Origin of the sequence: Streptomyces sp. NPDC093111, from assembly GCF_040683955.1 — a bacterium.
Classification (GTDB): domain Bacteria; phylum Actinomycetota; class Actinomycetes; order Streptomycetales; family Streptomycetaceae; genus Streptomyces.
On sequence record NZ_JBFBNW010000008.1, the window covers coordinates 1 to 15011 of the forward strand.

Consider the following 15011-nt stretch of genomic DNA (forward strand, 5'->3'; position numbering starts at 1 on the left):
GGGCAGGGGTGTCCGGACGTGGCGGCGCCCGTAACGAGCGAAGCGAAGTGAAGGTCGCAGTCCGGACACCCCTGCCCCCGCGGAGGTACCGGCCCCCGTCGGACCACCGGAGGGCGGCCAGGCCGGACGGAGGCCAGGCGGAGGCCAGGCTGGACAGCGGCCAACCCGCGCGGTGGCCGACCCGGGCGGTGGTCAGCCCGGACGGAGGCCACCCCGCGCGGAGGCCACCCCGGACGGAAGCCAGCCCAGGCGGCGATCAGCCCAGGCGGCGGTCAGCCGGTCGAGCCCGCCGCCATCCCCGCCCCCACGATCCCCGCGTTGTTCTGCAGCTCCGCCGGGACGATCTCCGCCTTGATGCCCTCGATCAGCGGCAGGAACTTGTCGGCCTTGCGGCTGACGCCGCCGCCGATGATGAAGAGTTCCGGCGAGAACAGCATCTCCACGTGCGCCAGGTACTTCTGCACCCGTCGCGTGGCCCAGTGCTCCCAGGTGAGGTCCTCGTCCTCGCGGGCCTTCGACGAGGCGCGCTTCTCGGCGTCGTGGCCCTTGAGCTCCAGGTGGCCGAGCTCGGTGTTGGGGACGAGCCGGCCGTCGACGAAGACGGCGGAGCCGATGCCGGTGCCGAGGGTGAGGAGGATGACGGTGCCCTGGCGGCCGCGGCCGGCGCCGAAGGACATCTCGGCGATGCCGGCGGCGTCGGCGTCGTTGAGGACCGTGACCGGGAGCCCGCCGAGCCGGTCGCCGAGCAGCCTGCCCGCGTCGACGCCGATCCAGGACTTGTCCACGTTGGCCGCCGTGCGGATGGTGGAGCCGGTCACCACGCCGGGGAAGGTGACGCCGACCGGGCCCTGCCAGCCGAAGTGCGCCACGACCTCCGCGACGCAGCCCGCCACGTCGTCGGGCGTGGCGGGCTGCGGGGTCAGTACCTTGTGGCGCGGCTCGGTCAGGTCGCCGCGGTCCAGGTCGACGGGGGCTCCCTTGATGCCCGAGCCGCCGATGTCCACTCCGAAGACGTTCATGGACCCAACGTTACGGGCCGGAGCCCTGCGTCACTCGTTTTCGAGCAGGGCCGCCGCCGCGGCGCGCAGGTCCTTGTTGCGCAGCTCCTTGGGGAGCGAGAAGGTCAGCGACTCGTCGGCCGTCTTGACGATCTCCACGTCGGCGTAGCCGCGCTCGGACAGCCACTCCAGGACTTCCTGGACCAGGACGTCGGGGACGGAGGCGCCGGAGGAGAGGCCGACGCTGGTGACGCCCTCCAGCCAGGCCTCGTCGATCTCGCTGGCGAAGTCGACGAGGTACGCGGCGGGGGCGCCGGACTGCTTGGCGACCTCGACCATGCGGATGGAGTTCGAGGAGTTCTTGGAGCCGACGACGATGACGAGCTCGGCCTGGCCGGCGAGCTCCTTGATCGCGATCTGGCGGTTCTGCGTGGCGTAGCAGATGTCGTCGGAGGGCGGCGAGATCAGCTGCGGGAACTTCTCCTTCAGCGCGTCCACCGTCTCCATGGTCTCGTCGACCGAGAGCGTGGTCTGGGAGAGCCAGACGACCCGGGAGGGGTCGCGGACCTCGACCTTGGCGACGTCCTCGGGGCCGTCGACGAGCTGGATGTGGTCGGGGGCCTCGCCGGAGGTGCCGATGACCTCCTCGTGGCCCTCGTGGCCGATGAGGAGGATGTCGAAGTCCTCGTTGGCGAAGCGGACGGCTTCCTTGTGCACCTTCGTCACCAGCGGGCAGGTGGCGTCGATGGTGGCGAGCCGGCCCTGGCGGGCCTCCTCGTGGACGGTGGGGGCGACGCCGTGCGCGGAGAACATCACGATGTTGCCCGGCGGCACCTCGGTCGCCTGGTCGACGAAGATCGCGCCCTTCCGCTCCAGGGTCTGCACGACGTACTTGTTGTGGACGATCTCGTGGCGGACGTAGATCGGGGCCCCGTACTGCTCCAGGGCCTTCTCCACGGCGATCACGGCACGGTCCACACCCGCGCAGTAGCCGCGGGGAGCGGCGAGCAGGACACGCTTCGGGCGGTTCGTCGCGGGCGTCGACGCGGGCGTTGCAGTCATGCGTCCCATCGTAAGGCCGCGTCGGTCAGCGTTTGGAGCGGTGCGGTGGCCGAGACTGGCGCCATGGCTGAGGACGCGCGGGGGCAGGCAGGGGAGGAAGCGCAGGTCGCGGAGCACACGGGGCTGCGCAGGAACCTCGGGTTCCGCGATCTCGTCGTGTACGGACTGCTGTTCATCGCCCCGATGGCGCCGGTCGGCGTCTTCGGCACACTCGACGCGAAATCACACGGCGCGGTCGCACTGGTGTACCTGGTGGCGACCGTCGCCATGGCGTTCACGGCGCTGAGTTACGCGCAGATGGTGCGGGTCGCGCCGCAGGCCGGGTCCGTGTTCGCGTATGCGCGGAAGGGGCTCGGGGAGGGGCCGGGGTTCATCGCCGGGTGGATGGCGATGCTCGACTACCTGCTGATCCCGGCCGTCGCGTACCTGTTCGCGGGGATCGCCATGGAGGCGCTGGTCCCGGAGGTGGACCGCTGGGTGTGGACGGCGATCGCGGTCGTCGTGACGACCGTGCTCAACCTGTGGGGGGTGCGGGCGGCGGCCCGGGTCGGCTTCGCGGTGCTGGCCATGGAGATCGTGGTCCTGCTGGTCTTCGTGGTCTCGGCGGTGGTCGTGCTCGTACGGGACGGGGCGCAGCGCGACTGGTGGTCGCCGCTCACGGGTGACGCCGGGTTCTCGGCGGCGGCGGTGCTGGGGGCGGTGTCGGTGGCGGTCCTGTCGTACCTGGGGTTCGACGCGATCGCCTCCTTCGCGGAGGAGGTGACCGGGGGGTCGGCGAAGGTGGCGCGGGCGGTGCTGTTCTGTCTGGCGCTCGCCGGTGTGCTGTTCGTGGCGCAGACCTGGCTGATCGCGCTGCTCGAACCGCTCTCGTCCAAGGAGCTGGCGGCGGATCCGGCGGCGCAGGGTTCGGCCTTCTACGACGCGGTGGACGCGGCCGTCGGCGACTGGCTGCACGATCTGGTGGCGGTGTCGAAGGCGATCGGGGCGGCGTTCGCGGCGCTGGCCGGGCAGGCGGCGGGCGGGCGGCTGCTGTTCGCGATGGGCCGCGACCGGCGGTTGCCGCACGTGTTGGCGCGTACGGACGCGGGGGTGCCGCGGGTGGCGCTGCTGGTGTCGGCGACGGTGACGATGATCGCCGCGGTGTGGGCGGCGCGGCGGGACGACGGGCTGGACCATCTGGTGTCGGTCGTGGACGTGGGCGCGCTGACGGCGTTCGTGCTGTTGCACGCGAGCGTGATCGGCTGGTTCGCGGTGCGGCGCATGGAGGGGCCGCCGCACTGGTTCCGGCATGTGGTGGCGCCGTTGCTGGGCGCCGCGATCCTGATCGCGGTGATCGTGGAGGCGTCGCCGGCGGCGCAGGTGGTGGGCGTGATCTGGCTGGGTGTCGGCCTGGTGGTGCTGGCGGTGCAGGGGCCGCGGCGGGGTGTGTGACGGGGCGGGGCTCGGCGGGGCGGGCGTGGGGTGCCGGCGGGCGTAGTGCCGTACGACGCCGTGCCGATCGACGCCGCGCCGTGCCGGTCGGCGCCGTACCGGCGGGGTGGGCGACGGGGTACGGAGGATGCGGGGGTACGAGAGTGGGGCGGTGCGCGCGCGGGGACGGGCCGCACGGGGCGGCCGCACGGCACGCGGCCCGTCTGTCCGACCTCCCCGTTACGCTCGGCTCATGGGTCTGAACACGTCCGCGGAAGCGCCGCTGCCCGTCGGGGAGGTCTCCCGGCTCATCGGGGGGTGGATCGACCGGCTGGGGGCGATCTGGGTCGAGGGGCAGATCACGCAGTTGTCGCGGCGGCCGGGGGCCGGCGTCGTGTTCCTGACGCTGCGGGATCCCTCGTACGACATCTCGATCAACGTCACCTGTTACCGGCAGGTCTTCGACGCCGTCGCCGACGTCGTCTCGGAGGGCGCCCGGGTCGTGGTGCACGCGAAGCCGGAGTGGTACGCGCCGCGCGGGCAGCTGTCGCTGCGGGCGGTGGAGATCAAGCCGGTCGGGATCGGCGAGCTGCTGGCCCGGCTGGAGCAGCTGAAGCGGAGCCTGGGCGCGGAGGGGCTGTTCGCCCTGGACCGGAAGAAGCCGCTGCCGTTCCTGCCGCAGTTGGTGGGTCTGGTGGTCGGGCGGGCCTCGGCGGCCGAGCGGGACGTGCTGGAGAACGCGCGGCGGCGCTGGCCCGCCGTGCGCTTCGAGGTGCGGAACGTGGCGGTGCAGGGCGTGAAGGCCGTCCCCCAGGTGGTGGCGGCGGTGCGGGAGCTGGACGCGCACGAGGGCGTGGACGTGATCATCGTGGCGCGGGGCGGTGGCAGCGTCGAGGATCTGCTGCCGTTCTCGGACGAGCAGCTGGTCCGGGCGGTGGCCGAGTGCCGTACGCCGGTGGTGTCGGCGATCGGGCACGAACCGGACTCGCCGCTGCTGGACCTGGTCGCGGACCTGCGGGCGTCGACGCCGACGGACGCCGCCAAGAAGGTGGTGCCGGACGTGGGCGAGGAGCTGGACCGGGTGCAGGGCCTGCGGGACCGGGCGCTGCGGTCCCTGCGGGGGCTGCTGGACCGGGAGGAGCGGGGGCTCGCGCACGCGCTGGCGCGGCCGGTGATGGAGCACCCGCAGCGGATGGTGGAGGTCCGCGAGGACGAGGTCGGGGCGCTGCTCGCGCGGGGCCGGCGGACCTTCGGGCATCTGCTGGACCGGGCCGAGTCGGAGTTGTCGCACACGCGGGCCCGGGTCCGTGCGCTGTCGCCGGCGGCGACGATGGAGCGGGGGTACGCGGTGCTGCAGCGGGCGGACGGGTCGGTGGTCCGGGACCCGGCGGAGGTGGCGGTGGACGAGGAGCTGCGGGCCCGGGTGGCCGCGGGCGAGTTCTCGGTGCGCCGGACGGCACCCTGAGCCGGCCGGAGCGCTCCGTGCGGCGCCCGGAGCGCGTACGCGGGCGACCGGAGCGTTTCCCGACGCGGCCGGAACGTTTCCCGACGCGACCGGAACGCCCTCGTCGGCAGCCGGACCGCACCCGTCCGCCGACGGCGTGCATCCGGACCGGCGGGACCGCATCCGGCCCCGGCCGGAGCGCACCCGGACCCGATCCGGAGCGCACCCCGGCCCGATCCGGAGCGCACCTGCCTCGGCCGGACCATGCTCGAAGGCACCCGGACCGCCTCCCGACGCGGCCGGACCGCCTCAGGGCCTGGGGGACGGCACGCCGGCTCAACCGGACCGCATCCGGGCTCAAGGGGGGACGGCACTCCGGCTCGACCAGATGTCGTCCAGGCTCGACGGGATACCGTGCCGGGCCCGACGGGATCCCGTCCCGGGCACGGCTGGATGCCGTCCGAGCGAGCCCGGATGCCGTCCGGCTCGACCGGACCGCACCCCCGCTCGCTCCGGCTCGACCGGATGTCGTCCGGCCTCCCCCGGACCGGCCCCGGCCGCTCCGAACCGGCCGCTCCGGACCGGCCCCGCCCTCCCCGGAGGGTCAGAGAAGTGTCGGGAAGTACAGAAGAACGTCAAGGATCTGACAGACAAGGGTGGTTGGCATGGTGGCACGTACGGGCGCGGAAGAGACTGCACTCGGCTACGAACAGGCGCGCGACGAGCTCATCGAGGTCGTGCGGCGGCTGGAGGCGGGCGGTACGACGCTGGAGGAGTCCCTGGCGCTCTGGGAGCGTGGCGAGGAGCTGGCGAAGGTGTGCCGGCATTGGCTGGAGGGGGCTCGCGCCCGTCTGGACGCCTCGCTCGCCGCGGAGCGGCCGGAGGGGTCCCCGGCGGGTGCCGACGGCTCCGGGGACGAGTAGGCATCGGTCGCGGAGGCGTCGATGTAGACTCGACCTGTGAAGCGGATCACTATCCGGATAGGATTGTTGAAGTTTCACCTACCTTGGGCGTACTGTCGAGCCATAGCCCCGTACACCCCGGAAGGTACGCAGCATGTCTCTCGCCCTTGACCCCACCGCCCAGGACCTCCTCTTCCGTGAGGCCCGCACCGCCAACACGTTCACCGACGAGCCGGTGACCGAGGAGCAGGTCCAGGCGATCTACGACCTGGTCAAGTACGGCCCCACCGCCTTCAACCAGACGCCGCTGCGCATCACGCTGGTCCGCTCCCCCGAGGCCCGCGAGCGCCTGGTGAAGCACATGTCCGAGGGCAACCAGCCCAAGACCGCCGCCGCCCCGCTGGTCGCGATCCTCTCCGCGGACAACGAGTTCCACGAGGAGCTCCCGGCCCTGATGCCGCACTTCCCGCAGGCCAAGGACCTCTTCTTCTCCGAGCGTCCGGTCCGCGAGCAGTCCGCTCTGCTGAACGGCGCCCTGCAGGCCGCGTACTTCATCATCGGCGTCCGCGCCGCCGGCCTGGCCGCCGGCCCGATGACCGGTCTCGACTTCGCCGGTGTCCAGAAGGAGTTCCTGGACGCCGACCACAGCCCGCTGATGGTCATCAACATCGGCAAGCCGGGCGAGGACGCCTCCCCGTTCCCGCGCCAGCCGCGCCTCGCCATCGAGGACGTCATCACCACCGTCTGATCCCTTCGGATCCGGACAACGAGAACCCCCCGGGCGCCCAGCGCCCGGGGGGTTCTCTTCGTATGTCCGCTGTCCGCCGTCCGCTGTCCGCGTCCGGTACCGGCGCGGCTATGCCTTCTTGCCCTGCAACGCGCCCGCCATCTGCGCGAGGCGGTCGAACGACGCGGTGCCGGTCACGACGGTCGTCGCGCCGTTCTCGGTCCGCACCAGGGCGTCGTACCGCGGGCCCTCCCAGCGCTGCCAGACCTTCCCGGCGACCGTCTGCGTCCTGCCGGAGTTCTTCGCCTGCTGCGTGACGTCGGGCACGTACTTGCGCGCCTCCTCGGTCGACTGGTGGATCGCCACGTACTGGGTGTCCGGGTCCAGGAAGCCGAGCTGCCACGCGTCGTGGTTCTCCCGCTTGTACGAAACGACCGTCGCGCGCCAGTCGTCACCGAGGCCCTGGGGGGCCAGCACCGGGTACGGCGCCGCCCGCTGGGCCGTCAGGAGCTCGACCCGGTAGTCCTTCGTCGGGACCGGGTCCGCCTTGTCGTCGTGCGGGATGAAGAGATACATCACGCCCGCCGCGACCATGATCACCCCGAGGGACTGGAACATCCCTCGTACCGTCTGCCTGCCTCGCATACCTGCCACGCCCCCCATGGTCGCATCATGGTGTTGTGCTCATACGTGGGCCCCTCTGCTCATTTTGTCGACCTGACGATAGAGTCGCAGCACCCTCTTTTATCCGGCCGTCGCCGTACAGAAAGGTGCGCTCCGATGACCGAGCACCACCTCCCGCCCGAACTGGAGGTCTCTCCCGAGGCCCCCGACCGCAACCTCGCCCTCGAACTGGTCCGTGTCACCGAGGCGGCCGCCATGGCCGCCGGCCGCTGGGTCGGCCGCGGTGACAAGATCGGCGCGGACGGCGCCGCGGTGAACGCCATGCGGACCCTGATCTCCACCGTCTCGATGAACGGCGTCGTCGTCATCGGCGAGGGCGAGAAGGACGAAGCCCCGATGCTGTTCAACGGCGAGCGGGTCGGCGACGGCACCGGCGCCGAGGTCGACATCGCGGTCGACCCGATCGACGGCACCACCCTGAACGCCAAGGGCATGCCGAACGCCATCGCCGTGCTGGCCGCCGCCGACCGCGGCACCATGTTCGACCCGTCCGCGGTCTTCTACATGGACAAGCTGGTCACCGGCCCCGAGGCCGCCGACTTCGTCGACATCAACGCCCCCGTCTCGGTCAACATCCGCCGGGTCGCCAAGGCCAAGAACTCCTCCCCCGAGGACATCACGGTCGTCATCCTGGACCGCCCGCGGCACGAGGGCATCGTCAAGGAGATCCGCGAGACCGGCGCCCGGATCAAGTTCATCTCGGACGGCGACGTCGCCGGTTCGATCATGGCCGTCCGCGAGGGCACCGGCGTCGACATGCTCATGGGCATCGGCGGCACCCCCGAGGGCATCATCTCCGCCTGCGCCATAAAGTGCCTCGGCGGCGTCATCCAGGGCAAGCTGTGGCCCAAGGACGAGGCCGAGCGCCAGAAGGCCCTCGACGCCGGCCACGACCTGGACCGGGTGCTCTCCACGAACGACCTGGTCTCCGGCGAGAACGTCTTCTTCGTCGCCACCGGCATCACCGACGGCGAGATCCTGCGCGGGGTGCGCTACCGCGCCGAGACGGCGACCACCCAGTCGCTCGTCATGCGCTCGAAGTCCGGCACGATCCGCCAGATCGACTCCACGCACCGGCTCTCGAAGCTGCGCGCGTACAGCAAGATCGACTTCGACCGCGCGAAGTAGCACGCGGCCGGACGGCCGCCGGCCGCGACGGCCGACGCGACGACGGTACGAAGAGGGGCGCCCCCATGTGCGGTGGGGGCGCCCCTTCCCGTACGGGCGACGGACCCGTCAGCCGGCCTGCGCGATGCCCTCGGTGGCGGCCTTCCTGAGCTCGACCTCGCGGCGGCGGCGCCGGGCGAGGACGACACGGCGCTCGGCGGCGGTGAGCCCGCCCCACACCCCGTACGGCTCGGGCTGGAGCAGTGCGTGCTCGCGGCACGCGACCATCACGGGACAGCGGGCGCAGACCCGCTTGGCGGCCTCCTCGCGGGAGAGCCGGGCGGCGGTGGGTTCCTTGGACGGGGCGAAGAACAGTCCCGCCTCGTCCCGGCGGCACACCGCCTCCGCGTGCCAGGGGCCGGCCTCGTCCTCCCGAGCGGGGACCCGCTGGGACGGCACGGCGGCGACCTGGAGGGGCTGATGCGGCATGGGCAGCACGGTCTACTCCTGACGACGGCTTCGCGAGCGAGCGACGATGCACCAGCCCTACCCGCTGTGCGCGTGCCTATGCACTGCGTGCCCCCGAGTTCCGCAGCGCGGACACCGGGCGACGAATTCCGGTCACCCGGGATCGCGGCACGGGGGAACCTGCGGAAGCCCTGAGACCGTCGAGGAACGGAAGGCCCGCGGAAGCCCCGCGAAAGCCCGGCGGAAGCCCCGCGAAAGCCCGGCGGAAGCCCCGCGAAAGCCCGGCGGAAGCCCCGAGACCGCCTCGGAGCGGAACCCGGTCAGCAGCCGTCGAGGGCCGCCCGCGTCAGCCGCCGGGGACCCTCGTCGTCAGCCGCCGGGGACCCCCGCGTCCAGCCGTCAGGGCCCCCGTCGTCAGCCCTCGTGAACCCCCGCCGTCAGCCGTCGAGGTGCTTGCGCAGCTTGTCCTGGACGCGGCTCTGCAGGTCGGTGATCCACTTGCCGCGCTTGGGCTTGGCCTCGACGTTGCCGAAGACGGCGTAGCCGTTGACGACCACGAGGGGGGCCTGCGGGTCGACGCTCTCCAGGGTCACGACCTCGAAGTTGCCGAAGATGCCGGTGCCGCTGCCGCGCAGGCTGATGTTCTCCGGGACGCGGACCTCCACGTTGCCGAAGATCGAGGTGGCGTTGATGGTGGTGAGGCGCTGGGCGAAGATCGCCTCGGTCAGGTCGATCTCGATGTTGCCGAAGAGCGAGAAGGCGTTGGTCTTGCGGCCGACCCGCCAGCGGCCCTTGCGGGTGGTGCTGGAGAAGACCGCGATCAGGTTGTCGGCGGGGCCGTCCGTCTCCTCGGGGCCGTACAGCGGGGCGGCGGCCGGCGCGGACCCGGACCGGGCCGCGGGCAGGTCGCGCACCAGTGGCTCCAGCTCGCCCACGGTCTTGGCGCGGTAGACGGAGTCGATGCGGTCCGAGTGCTCCTCGGCGTCGATCCGTCCCTCGGCGAGGGCGTCCCTGAGGATGTCCGCGATCCGGTCCCGGTCGGCGTCCGAGGCCCGCAGCGACCCTTCCGGATCCGCGTAGGCGGGCCGGGGCGCGGGGGCGGGCTCGGCGGGAGCGACCGGCTGCTGGGGCTGCTTTTCGAGGTCCACGGCCTCAGCCTAGCGAAACGCGATAGATCGCGACCAGGGGAGGGAGCCGTGTCCTGTGGACAAGGCGCCCCGAGGGTCCGGAACGCGCCATCGTGGAGTGGTCCGGGCGGCTAGTGAGCCTTACCTCACAGGATCCGCGCCGCGCCCGCGTCATACGCTGGAGGGCGCGCCGCCAACGGAGGCGGCGCAGCTGTCTGCCGAGTGAGGAATGGCCGCCGTCATGCCTGAGTTTGCGTACTCCGATCTGCTCCCCCTGGGAGAGGACACCACGCCCTACCGCCTGGTGACCGCCGACGGTGTCTCCACCTTCGAGGCCGACGGCCGTACGTTCCTCAAGGTCGAGCCGGAGGCCCTGCGCCGGCTGGCCGCCGAGGCCGTCCACGACATCCAGCACTTCCTGCGCCCGGCCCACCTGGCCCAGCTGCGGAAGATCATCGACGACCCGGAGGCGTCGGGCAACGACAAGTTCGTCGCGCTCGACCTCCTGAAGAACGCGAACATCGCCGCCGCGGGTGTCCTGCCCATGTGCCAGGACACCGGCACCGCGATCGTGATGGGCAAGCGCGGCCAGAACGTCCTGACCTCGGGCCGTGACGAGGAGGCGCTGTCCAAGGGCGTCTTCGACGCGTACACCAAGCTGAACCTGCGCTACTCGCAGATGGCCCCGGTGACCATGTGGGAGGAGAAGAACACCGGCTCGAACCTGCCCGCGCAGATCGAGCTGTACGCGACCGACGGCGGCGCGTACAAGTTCCTCTTCATGGCCAAGGGCGGCGGCTCCGCCAACAAGTCCTTCCTCTACCAGGAGACGAAGGCCGTCCTCAACGAGGCGAGCATGATGAAGTTCCTGGAGGAGAAGATCCGTTCGCTCGGTACGGCCGCCTGCCCGCCGTACCACCTGGCGATCGTGGTCGGCGGCACGAGCGCCGAGTTCGCGCTGAAGACGGCCAAGTACGCCTCCGCGCACTACCTGGACGAGCTGCCCACCGAGGGCGACGCCGCCACGGGCCACGGTTTCCGGGACAAGGAGCTGGAGGAGAAGGTCTTCGAGCTGACGCAGAAGATCGGCATCGGCGCGCAGTTCGGCGGCAAGTACTTCTGCCACGACGTGCGCGTGGTCCGGCTCCCCCGGCACGGCGCCTCGCTGCCCGTCGCCATCGCCGTGTCCTGCTCGGCCGACCGCCAGGCGGTCGCGAAGATCACCGCCGAGGGCGTCTTCCTGGAGCAGCTGGAGACCGACCCGGCGCGCTTCCTGCCGGAGACGACCGACGAGCACCTCTCCGAGGAGAGCGACGTCGTCACGATCGACCTGAACCAGCCGATGGACGAGATCCTCGCCGAGCTGACCAAGTACCCGGTGAAGACCCGCCTCTCGCTGAACGGCCCGCTGGTCGTGGCGCGCGACATCGCGCACGCCAAGATCAAGGAGCGGCTCGACGCGGGCGAGGAGATGCCGCAGTACCTGAAGGACCACCCGGTGTACTACGCGGGCCCGGCGAAGACCCCCGAGGGCTACGCCTCCGGCTCCTTCGGTCCGACGACGGCCGGCCGGATGGACTCGTACGTGGAGCAGTTCCAGGCGGCGGGCGGCTCGAAGGTCATGCTGGCCAAGGGCAACCGGAGCAAGCAGGTCACGGACGCGTGCGGCGCGCACGGCGGCTTCTACCTGGGCTCGATCGGCGGCCCGGCGGCGCGGCTCGCGCAGGACTGCATCAAGAAGGTCGAGGTCGTCGAGTACGAGGAGCTCGGCATGGAGGCGGTCTGGAAGATCGAGGTCGAGGACTTCCCGGCGTTCATCGTGGTGGACGACAAGGGCAACGACTTCTTCCAGAACCCGGCGCCGGAGCCGACCTTCACGCACATCCCGGTGCGCGGCCCGGGTCTCGGCTGACCTCCGCGCCTCCCCCGGCACGGCACGGCGCCCCTCGGTCCTGGAGGACCGGGGGGCGTCGTCGTTCCCGGGGGGGGGCTGCCGCGGGTCCCTCGTCGGTCTCCGCTCAGAAAGTGGCTACCGACCGGTAGCCCTGGCGTCACTTACTGGTCAGTATTGGCCGCGAGCATGTCAACCATTGAGCCGGTCGACCCCTCGGGAGCCCCCATGCCCTCCGCCAAGACCACGGCCTCGGCCACCGCCGCCGTCGCCCTGACCACCGCCTTCCTCGTCGTCGGCGTCGCGCCCGCCGCCTCCGCGGCGGACCCGGACACCCACCTGACGTCGACCGCCGCCGTCAAGCACGTCGACTACACGACCTGGCGCCGCGACGTGGCCGCCGTGGTGGCCGAGGCGCGCCCCTACATCGAGGAGCGGACCGCGGACGCCGGCCGCGAGAAGCAGGCGATCGTCCTCGACATCGACAACTCCTCCCTGGAGACGGACTTCCACCCCTTCTGGGAGCTGCCGACCCCCGCGATCGCCGACGTCCGGGCGCTGGTCCGGGACGCCCACGAGCGGGGGGTCGCCGTCTTCTTCGTGACGGCCCGGCCGGGCATCGTCCAGTCCCTCACCGACTGGAACCTGAAGCGGGCCGGCTACCCGGTCGACGGGCTGTACGTGCGGTCCCTGCCCGATCTGTTCGCCGAGGTCAGCGCGTACAAGACGGAGAAGCGCGCGGAGATCGAGGCGAAGGGCTACACGATCATCGCGAACATCGGCAACAACACGACCGACCTGGTCGGCGGCCACGCCGAGCGCACGTTCAAGCTGCCGGACTACGGCGGCAAGTTGTCCTAGCGGGCGTCCCGCCGCCGGGCGGGCCTCAGCGGGTGGCGACGTGGAAGTCCATCTTCGACCAGTCGCCGTCCGGGGTGGAGCGGACCCAGCCGCGCGCGTTCTTGAAGTCGCCGGTGCCACCGGTGATCGCGATGTCCAGGGCGGGCGGCGCCTGGTCGTTGGGGTCGACGGCGGCGAGGGTCTGCAGCGCGAGCGTCCCGCCGGGGCCGCCGTTCAGCACGACGGTGCCCACGCACTGGAGGTCCATCGGGTCCCCGGTGCGCACCACGGCGCAGACGACGCCGTCCCGGCCGACCTTGTCGCCGCCGTCGTCCTTGGTCTTGTAGAGGTCGTCGGCGAAGGCCATGGTGTCCCCCACCTTGGGCGCCGGCATGCTCGCGCCCGGAGACGGCCCGGCGACCTGCTTGGCGTACAGGGTGAACTCGAAGCCGTCGACGGTGTCGGCCGAGGCCGGGGCGACCGGACCGAGGGCGAGGACGGCGACCGTGCAGACGCCGAGCGCGCCCATCCTCCTGGAGCTGCGGATCATGTGCTGCCTCCCGCGAGGTGGCTGTTCTCCCCGAGCCCGCTTCACATTGTCCGACGGACGCCACGGATTCGCCCACTCGGGCGAAACGCGCGGGGCCCCGGCCACCCCTCTCGGTGGCCGGGGCCCTGCTCGCGTACGCGCGGGTCGGACGGGCTCGGGTCGGACGAGGCCCCGGCCGGAACGAGCGCGGGTCAAACGAAGCGCCGGTCAGACGAAGCGCTGGTTGGCCGAGCCGGTGCAGTTCTGCAGCCGGATCGCCTCCTTCGCCGCGCCCTGGGTCAGGCACAGGCCGGTCGCCGCGGCCGGGCGCACGGTGTCGCCGTCACGGACGAACTTCTGGTTGGCGCCGCCGTGGCAGTTCCACACGATGAGCGCGGCGCCGGCCGAGTAGTTCGCGCCGGGGACGTCCAGGCAGCGGTCCTGGGTGAGCCCGGTGTGGACGGTGCGGCGGGCGGAGTCGTACCACCAGGTCTGGTTCTTGCCGCCGTGGCAGTCCCAGCCGAGCACCGCGGTGCCGTTGGCCGACTCGGACGCGTTGACGTCCAGGCAGTTGCCGGTGGCCGCGTTGGTCAGCGGCTTGTACGCGTCGTCCCAGGCCAGCGGGAAGAGCGTCGGGGTGCCGCTGGAGTCGACGTCCGCGCAGCTCGCCTCGCGCAGGCCGGAGCCGTAGATCTGGGTCAGGCAGGACGCGAAGGCGCCGTGGCCCCGGTAGTTGGGGTGGAAGGACTGGCGGACGGAGTTCTCGTCCGGGGTGCCGGGCTTGGAGAGGTCGATGTAGAGGCCCCGGGCCCAGGTGTCCTCCATGCAGACCTCATGGCCGTGGAAGAGCCGCGAGTTGTCCAGGAAGACGGCGCCGGTGTCGGCCGCGGCCTTGCGCATGCCGCGCTCGAAGGCCGGGACGGCGGTGTTGCGGCCCCACTTGGTGTCGGAGTCGTAGCCGAGGCCGCCGCAGGCCAGCTTGCCGGGGAAGTTCGGGTTGTCGCCGAAGTCCGGTCCGATGGGGCTCGGGTAGCCCATCAGGACCAGCTTGTAGTCGGCGTCTGCGTACCCGGCGTCGCGCATGACGGTCCGCAGGTCGCGGACGGTCTGCTCGACCTTGGGGACGAGCCCGTCGACACGGGACTGCCAGCCGGGGGCGTACTTGGGCTCGCAGGCGCCCTGGAGGAGCAGATAGCGCTGGACGCAGTCGGTCATGACGGGGCCGAACTGGAGGTCGTCGTTGGCTCCGGCGACCAGGAGCACCATCTTGATGCGGGTGTTGCGCGCCTTGACGGCCAGGTTGTCGCTCTGGACGAGCTCGTCCGCGTACTGCTTCGCGCCGCCGATGCGGATGTTGCCGGTGTACGCGCCGGAGCAGGCCACGTTGAACGTGAGGTCCGCGGGGATCCCGGTGCGGTGGATGGCGGCGTCGGGCGAGCGGTGGCACCAGTTGCTGGGGCCGTTGGTCGGCGACTCGTAGTTGCCGACGCCCTCGCCGGAGATCTCGCTGTCGCCGAGGGAGATGAGACCGGACTTGCGCTGGGCGAGCGGGCGCTCCTCCGGGCTGCCGTAGATCTTCGTCGCCTCGGCGGCCCGGACGGCCTCCAGCTCCGGCGGGAGCGGTACGGAGGCGATCTGGACCGTGTTGGCCGTGTTACTCGTATTGCTCGTGTTGCTCGTGTCGGCCGCGCCGGCGGGCGTGGCGGCCGTCATGCTGCCGAGGGCCGCCGCCGCAGCGGCGACGGCCGCGATCGGCCAGCGGAGTCTGTACCTGGTGCGCCTCATTGCGCCTCCTGGAAGTGGGGTTACCCACGGTTTTTAC

At 71.7% G+C, this 15011-nt stretch carries 14 protein-coding genes; 7 read left to right on the forward strand and 7 right to left on the reverse strand.

What is annotated here, in order from left to right:
- Window positions 1-272: 272 nt before the first annotated feature.
- Together ppgK and AB0Q96_RS15105 are read right to left on the reverse strand one after the other, a co-directional pair.
- Complete coding sequence (gene ppgK / locus AB0Q96_RS15100; protein ID WP_365325448.1) at window positions 273-1019, reverse strand: polyphosphate--glucose phosphotransferase; 747 nt, start codon at window positions 1017-1019, stop codon at window positions 273-275.
- Between the two features lie 30 nt (window positions 1020-1049).
- Window positions 1050-2069: a 4-hydroxy-3-methylbut-2-enyl diphosphate reductase gene (locus AB0Q96_RS15105; protein ID WP_365325450.1), complete on the reverse strand. Its 1020-nt coding sequence runs from the start codon at window positions 2067-2069 to the stop codon at window positions 1050-1052.
- A 54-nt stretch (window positions 2070-2123) separates the two neighbouring features.
- Here AB0Q96_RS15105 and AB0Q96_RS15110 point away from each other — a divergent pair, with 54 nt between their 5' ends.
- The 4 genes from AB0Q96_RS15110 to AB0Q96_RS15125 all read left to right on the forward strand — a co-directional run bounded on the left by AB0Q96_RS15110 (window position 2124) and on the right by AB0Q96_RS15125 (window position 6564).
- Window positions 2124-3491 carry an APC family permease gene (locus tag AB0Q96_RS15110; RefSeq protein WP_365325452.1) on the forward strand — a complete coding sequence of 456 codons (1368 nt, stop codon included), beginning with the start codon at window positions 2124-2126 and terminating at the stop codon, window positions 3489-3491.
- A 232-nt stretch (window positions 3492-3723) separates the two neighbouring features.
- Window positions 3724-4935 carry an exodeoxyribonuclease VII large subunit gene (xseA, locus tag AB0Q96_RS15115; protein ID WP_365325453.1) on the forward strand — a complete coding sequence of 404 codons (1212 nt, stop codon included), beginning with the start codon at window positions 3724-3726 and terminating at the stop codon, window positions 4933-4935.
- A 644-nt stretch (window positions 4936-5579) separates the two neighbouring features.
- A complete protein-coding gene (locus tag AB0Q96_RS15120; protein WP_365325454.1) occupies window positions 5580-5837 on the forward strand; it encodes an exodeoxyribonuclease VII small subunit in 258 nt (85 codons plus the stop codon).
- A 133-nt stretch (window positions 5838-5970) separates the two neighbouring features.
- Window positions 5971-6564 carry a malonic semialdehyde reductase gene (locus AB0Q96_RS15125; protein ID WP_365325456.1) on the forward strand — a complete coding sequence of 198 codons (594 nt, stop codon included), beginning with the start codon at window positions 5971-5973 and terminating at the stop codon, window positions 6562-6564.
- Window positions 6565-6672: 108 nt separating this feature from the next.
- Here AB0Q96_RS15125 and AB0Q96_RS15130 read toward each other — a convergent pair whose 3' ends face one another.
- The gene (locus AB0Q96_RS15130; protein WP_365325458.1) at window positions 6673-7206 is read right to left on the reverse strand and encodes a DUF4245 domain-containing protein; all 534 of its coding nucleotides are present in this window, start codon (window positions 7204-7206) and stop codon (window positions 6673-6675) included.
- 117 nt (window positions 7207-7323) lie between these two features.
- On the opposite strand from AB0Q96_RS15130, the gene glpX reads away from it, so the two are divergent.
- Entirely contained in the window at window positions 7324-8355 is a 1032-nt protein-coding gene (gene glpX, locus AB0Q96_RS15135; RefSeq protein WP_365325460.1) for a class II fructose-bisphosphatase, read from the forward strand.
- A 108-nt stretch (window positions 8356-8463) separates the two neighbouring features.
- On the opposite strand, the gene AB0Q96_RS15140 is transcribed toward glpX, so the two are convergent.
- Both AB0Q96_RS15140 and AB0Q96_RS15145 read right to left on the reverse strand, forming a co-directional pair.
- Window positions 8464-8832, reverse strand: a complete 369-nt coding sequence (locus AB0Q96_RS15140) for a WhiB family transcriptional regulator (RefSeq protein ID WP_365325462.1) — start codon at window positions 8830-8832, stop codon at window positions 8464-8466.
- 407 nt (window positions 8833-9239) lie between these two features.
- Window positions 9240-9950, reverse strand: a complete 711-nt coding sequence (locus tag AB0Q96_RS15145; protein WP_365325464.1) for a DUF1707 domain-containing protein — start codon at window positions 9948-9950, stop codon at window positions 9240-9242.
- A 220-nt stretch (window positions 9951-10170) separates the two neighbouring features.
- On the opposite strand from AB0Q96_RS15145, the gene AB0Q96_RS15150 reads away from it, so the two are divergent.
- Together AB0Q96_RS15150 and AB0Q96_RS15155 are read left to right on the forward strand one after the other, a co-directional pair.
- Window positions 10171-11841 carry a fumarate hydratase gene (locus AB0Q96_RS15150; protein WP_365325466.1) on the forward strand — a complete coding sequence of 557 codons (1671 nt, stop codon included), beginning with the start codon at window positions 10171-10173 and terminating at the stop codon, window positions 11839-11841.
- Between the two features lie 207 nt (window positions 11842-12048).
- Window positions 12049-12681, forward strand: coding sequence for an HAD family acid phosphatase (locus AB0Q96_RS15155; RefSeq protein ID WP_365325467.1), 633 nt, complete (start codon window positions 12049-12051; stop codon window positions 12679-12681).
- A gap of 25 nt (window positions 12682-12706) precedes the next feature.
- On the opposite strand, the gene AB0Q96_RS15160 is transcribed toward AB0Q96_RS15155, so the two are convergent.
- The gene (locus tag AB0Q96_RS15160) at window positions 12707-13210 is read right to left on the reverse strand and encodes a dirigent protein (protein WP_365325469.1); all 504 of its coding nucleotides are present in this window, start codon (window positions 13208-13210) and stop codon (window positions 12707-12709) included.
- A gap of 207 nt (window positions 13211-13417) precedes the next feature.
- Window positions 13418-14974 (reverse strand): ricin-type beta-trefoil lectin domain protein, encoded by a 1557-nt coding sequence (locus AB0Q96_RS15165; RefSeq protein ID WP_365325471.1) that lies wholly within the window; start codon window positions 14972-14974, stop codon window positions 13418-13420.
- Window positions 14975-15011: the final 37 nt, after the last annotated feature.

What these genes read in the sequence shown, in the direction of transcription:
- ppgK (WP_365325448.1), bottom strand. Translation starts at nt 1,019, where the DNA reads ATGAACGTCTTCGGAGTGGACATCGGCGGCTCGGGCATCAAGGGAGCC.
- AB0Q96_RS15105 (WP_365325450.1), bottom strand. Translation starts at nt 2,069, where the DNA reads ATGGGACGCATGACTGCAACGCCCGCGTCGACGCCCGCGACGAACCGC.
- AB0Q96_RS15110 (WP_365325452.1), top strand. Translation starts at nt 2,124, where the DNA reads ATGGCTGAGGACGCGCGGGGGCAGGCAGGGGAGGAAGCGCAGGTCGCG.
- xseA (WP_365325453.1), top strand. Translation starts at nt 3,724, where the DNA reads ATGGGTCTGAACACGTCCGCGGAAGCGCCGCTGCCCGTCGGGGAGGTC.
- AB0Q96_RS15120 (WP_365325454.1), top strand. Translation starts at nt 5,580, where the DNA reads ATGGTGGCACGTACGGGCGCGGAAGAGACTGCACTCGGCTACGAACAG.
- AB0Q96_RS15125 (WP_365325456.1), top strand. Translation starts at nt 5,971, where the DNA reads ATGTCTCTCGCCCTTGACCCCACCGCCCAGGACCTCCTCTTCCGTGAG.
- AB0Q96_RS15130 (WP_365325458.1), bottom strand. Translation starts at nt 7,206, where the DNA reads ATGGGGGGCGTGGCAGGTATGCGAGGCAGGCAGACGGTACGAGGGATG.
- glpX (WP_365325460.1), top strand. Translation starts at nt 7,324, where the DNA reads ATGACCGAGCACCACCTCCCGCCCGAACTGGAGGTCTCTCCCGAGGCC.
- AB0Q96_RS15150 (WP_365325466.1), top strand. Translation starts at nt 10,171, where the DNA reads ATGCCTGAGTTTGCGTACTCCGATCTGCTCCCCCTGGGAGAGGACACC.
- AB0Q96_RS15155 (WP_365325467.1), top strand. Translation starts at nt 12,049, where the DNA reads ATGCCCTCCGCCAAGACCACGGCCTCGGCCACCGCCGCCGTCGCCCTG.
- AB0Q96_RS15160 (WP_365325469.1), bottom strand. Translation starts at nt 13,210, where the DNA reads ATGATCCGCAGCTCCAGGAGGATGGGCGCGCTCGGCGTCTGCACGGTC.
- AB0Q96_RS15165 (WP_365325471.1), bottom strand. Translation starts at nt 14,974, where the DNA reads ATGAGGCGCACCAGGTACAGACTCCGCTGGCCGATCGCGGCCGTCGCC.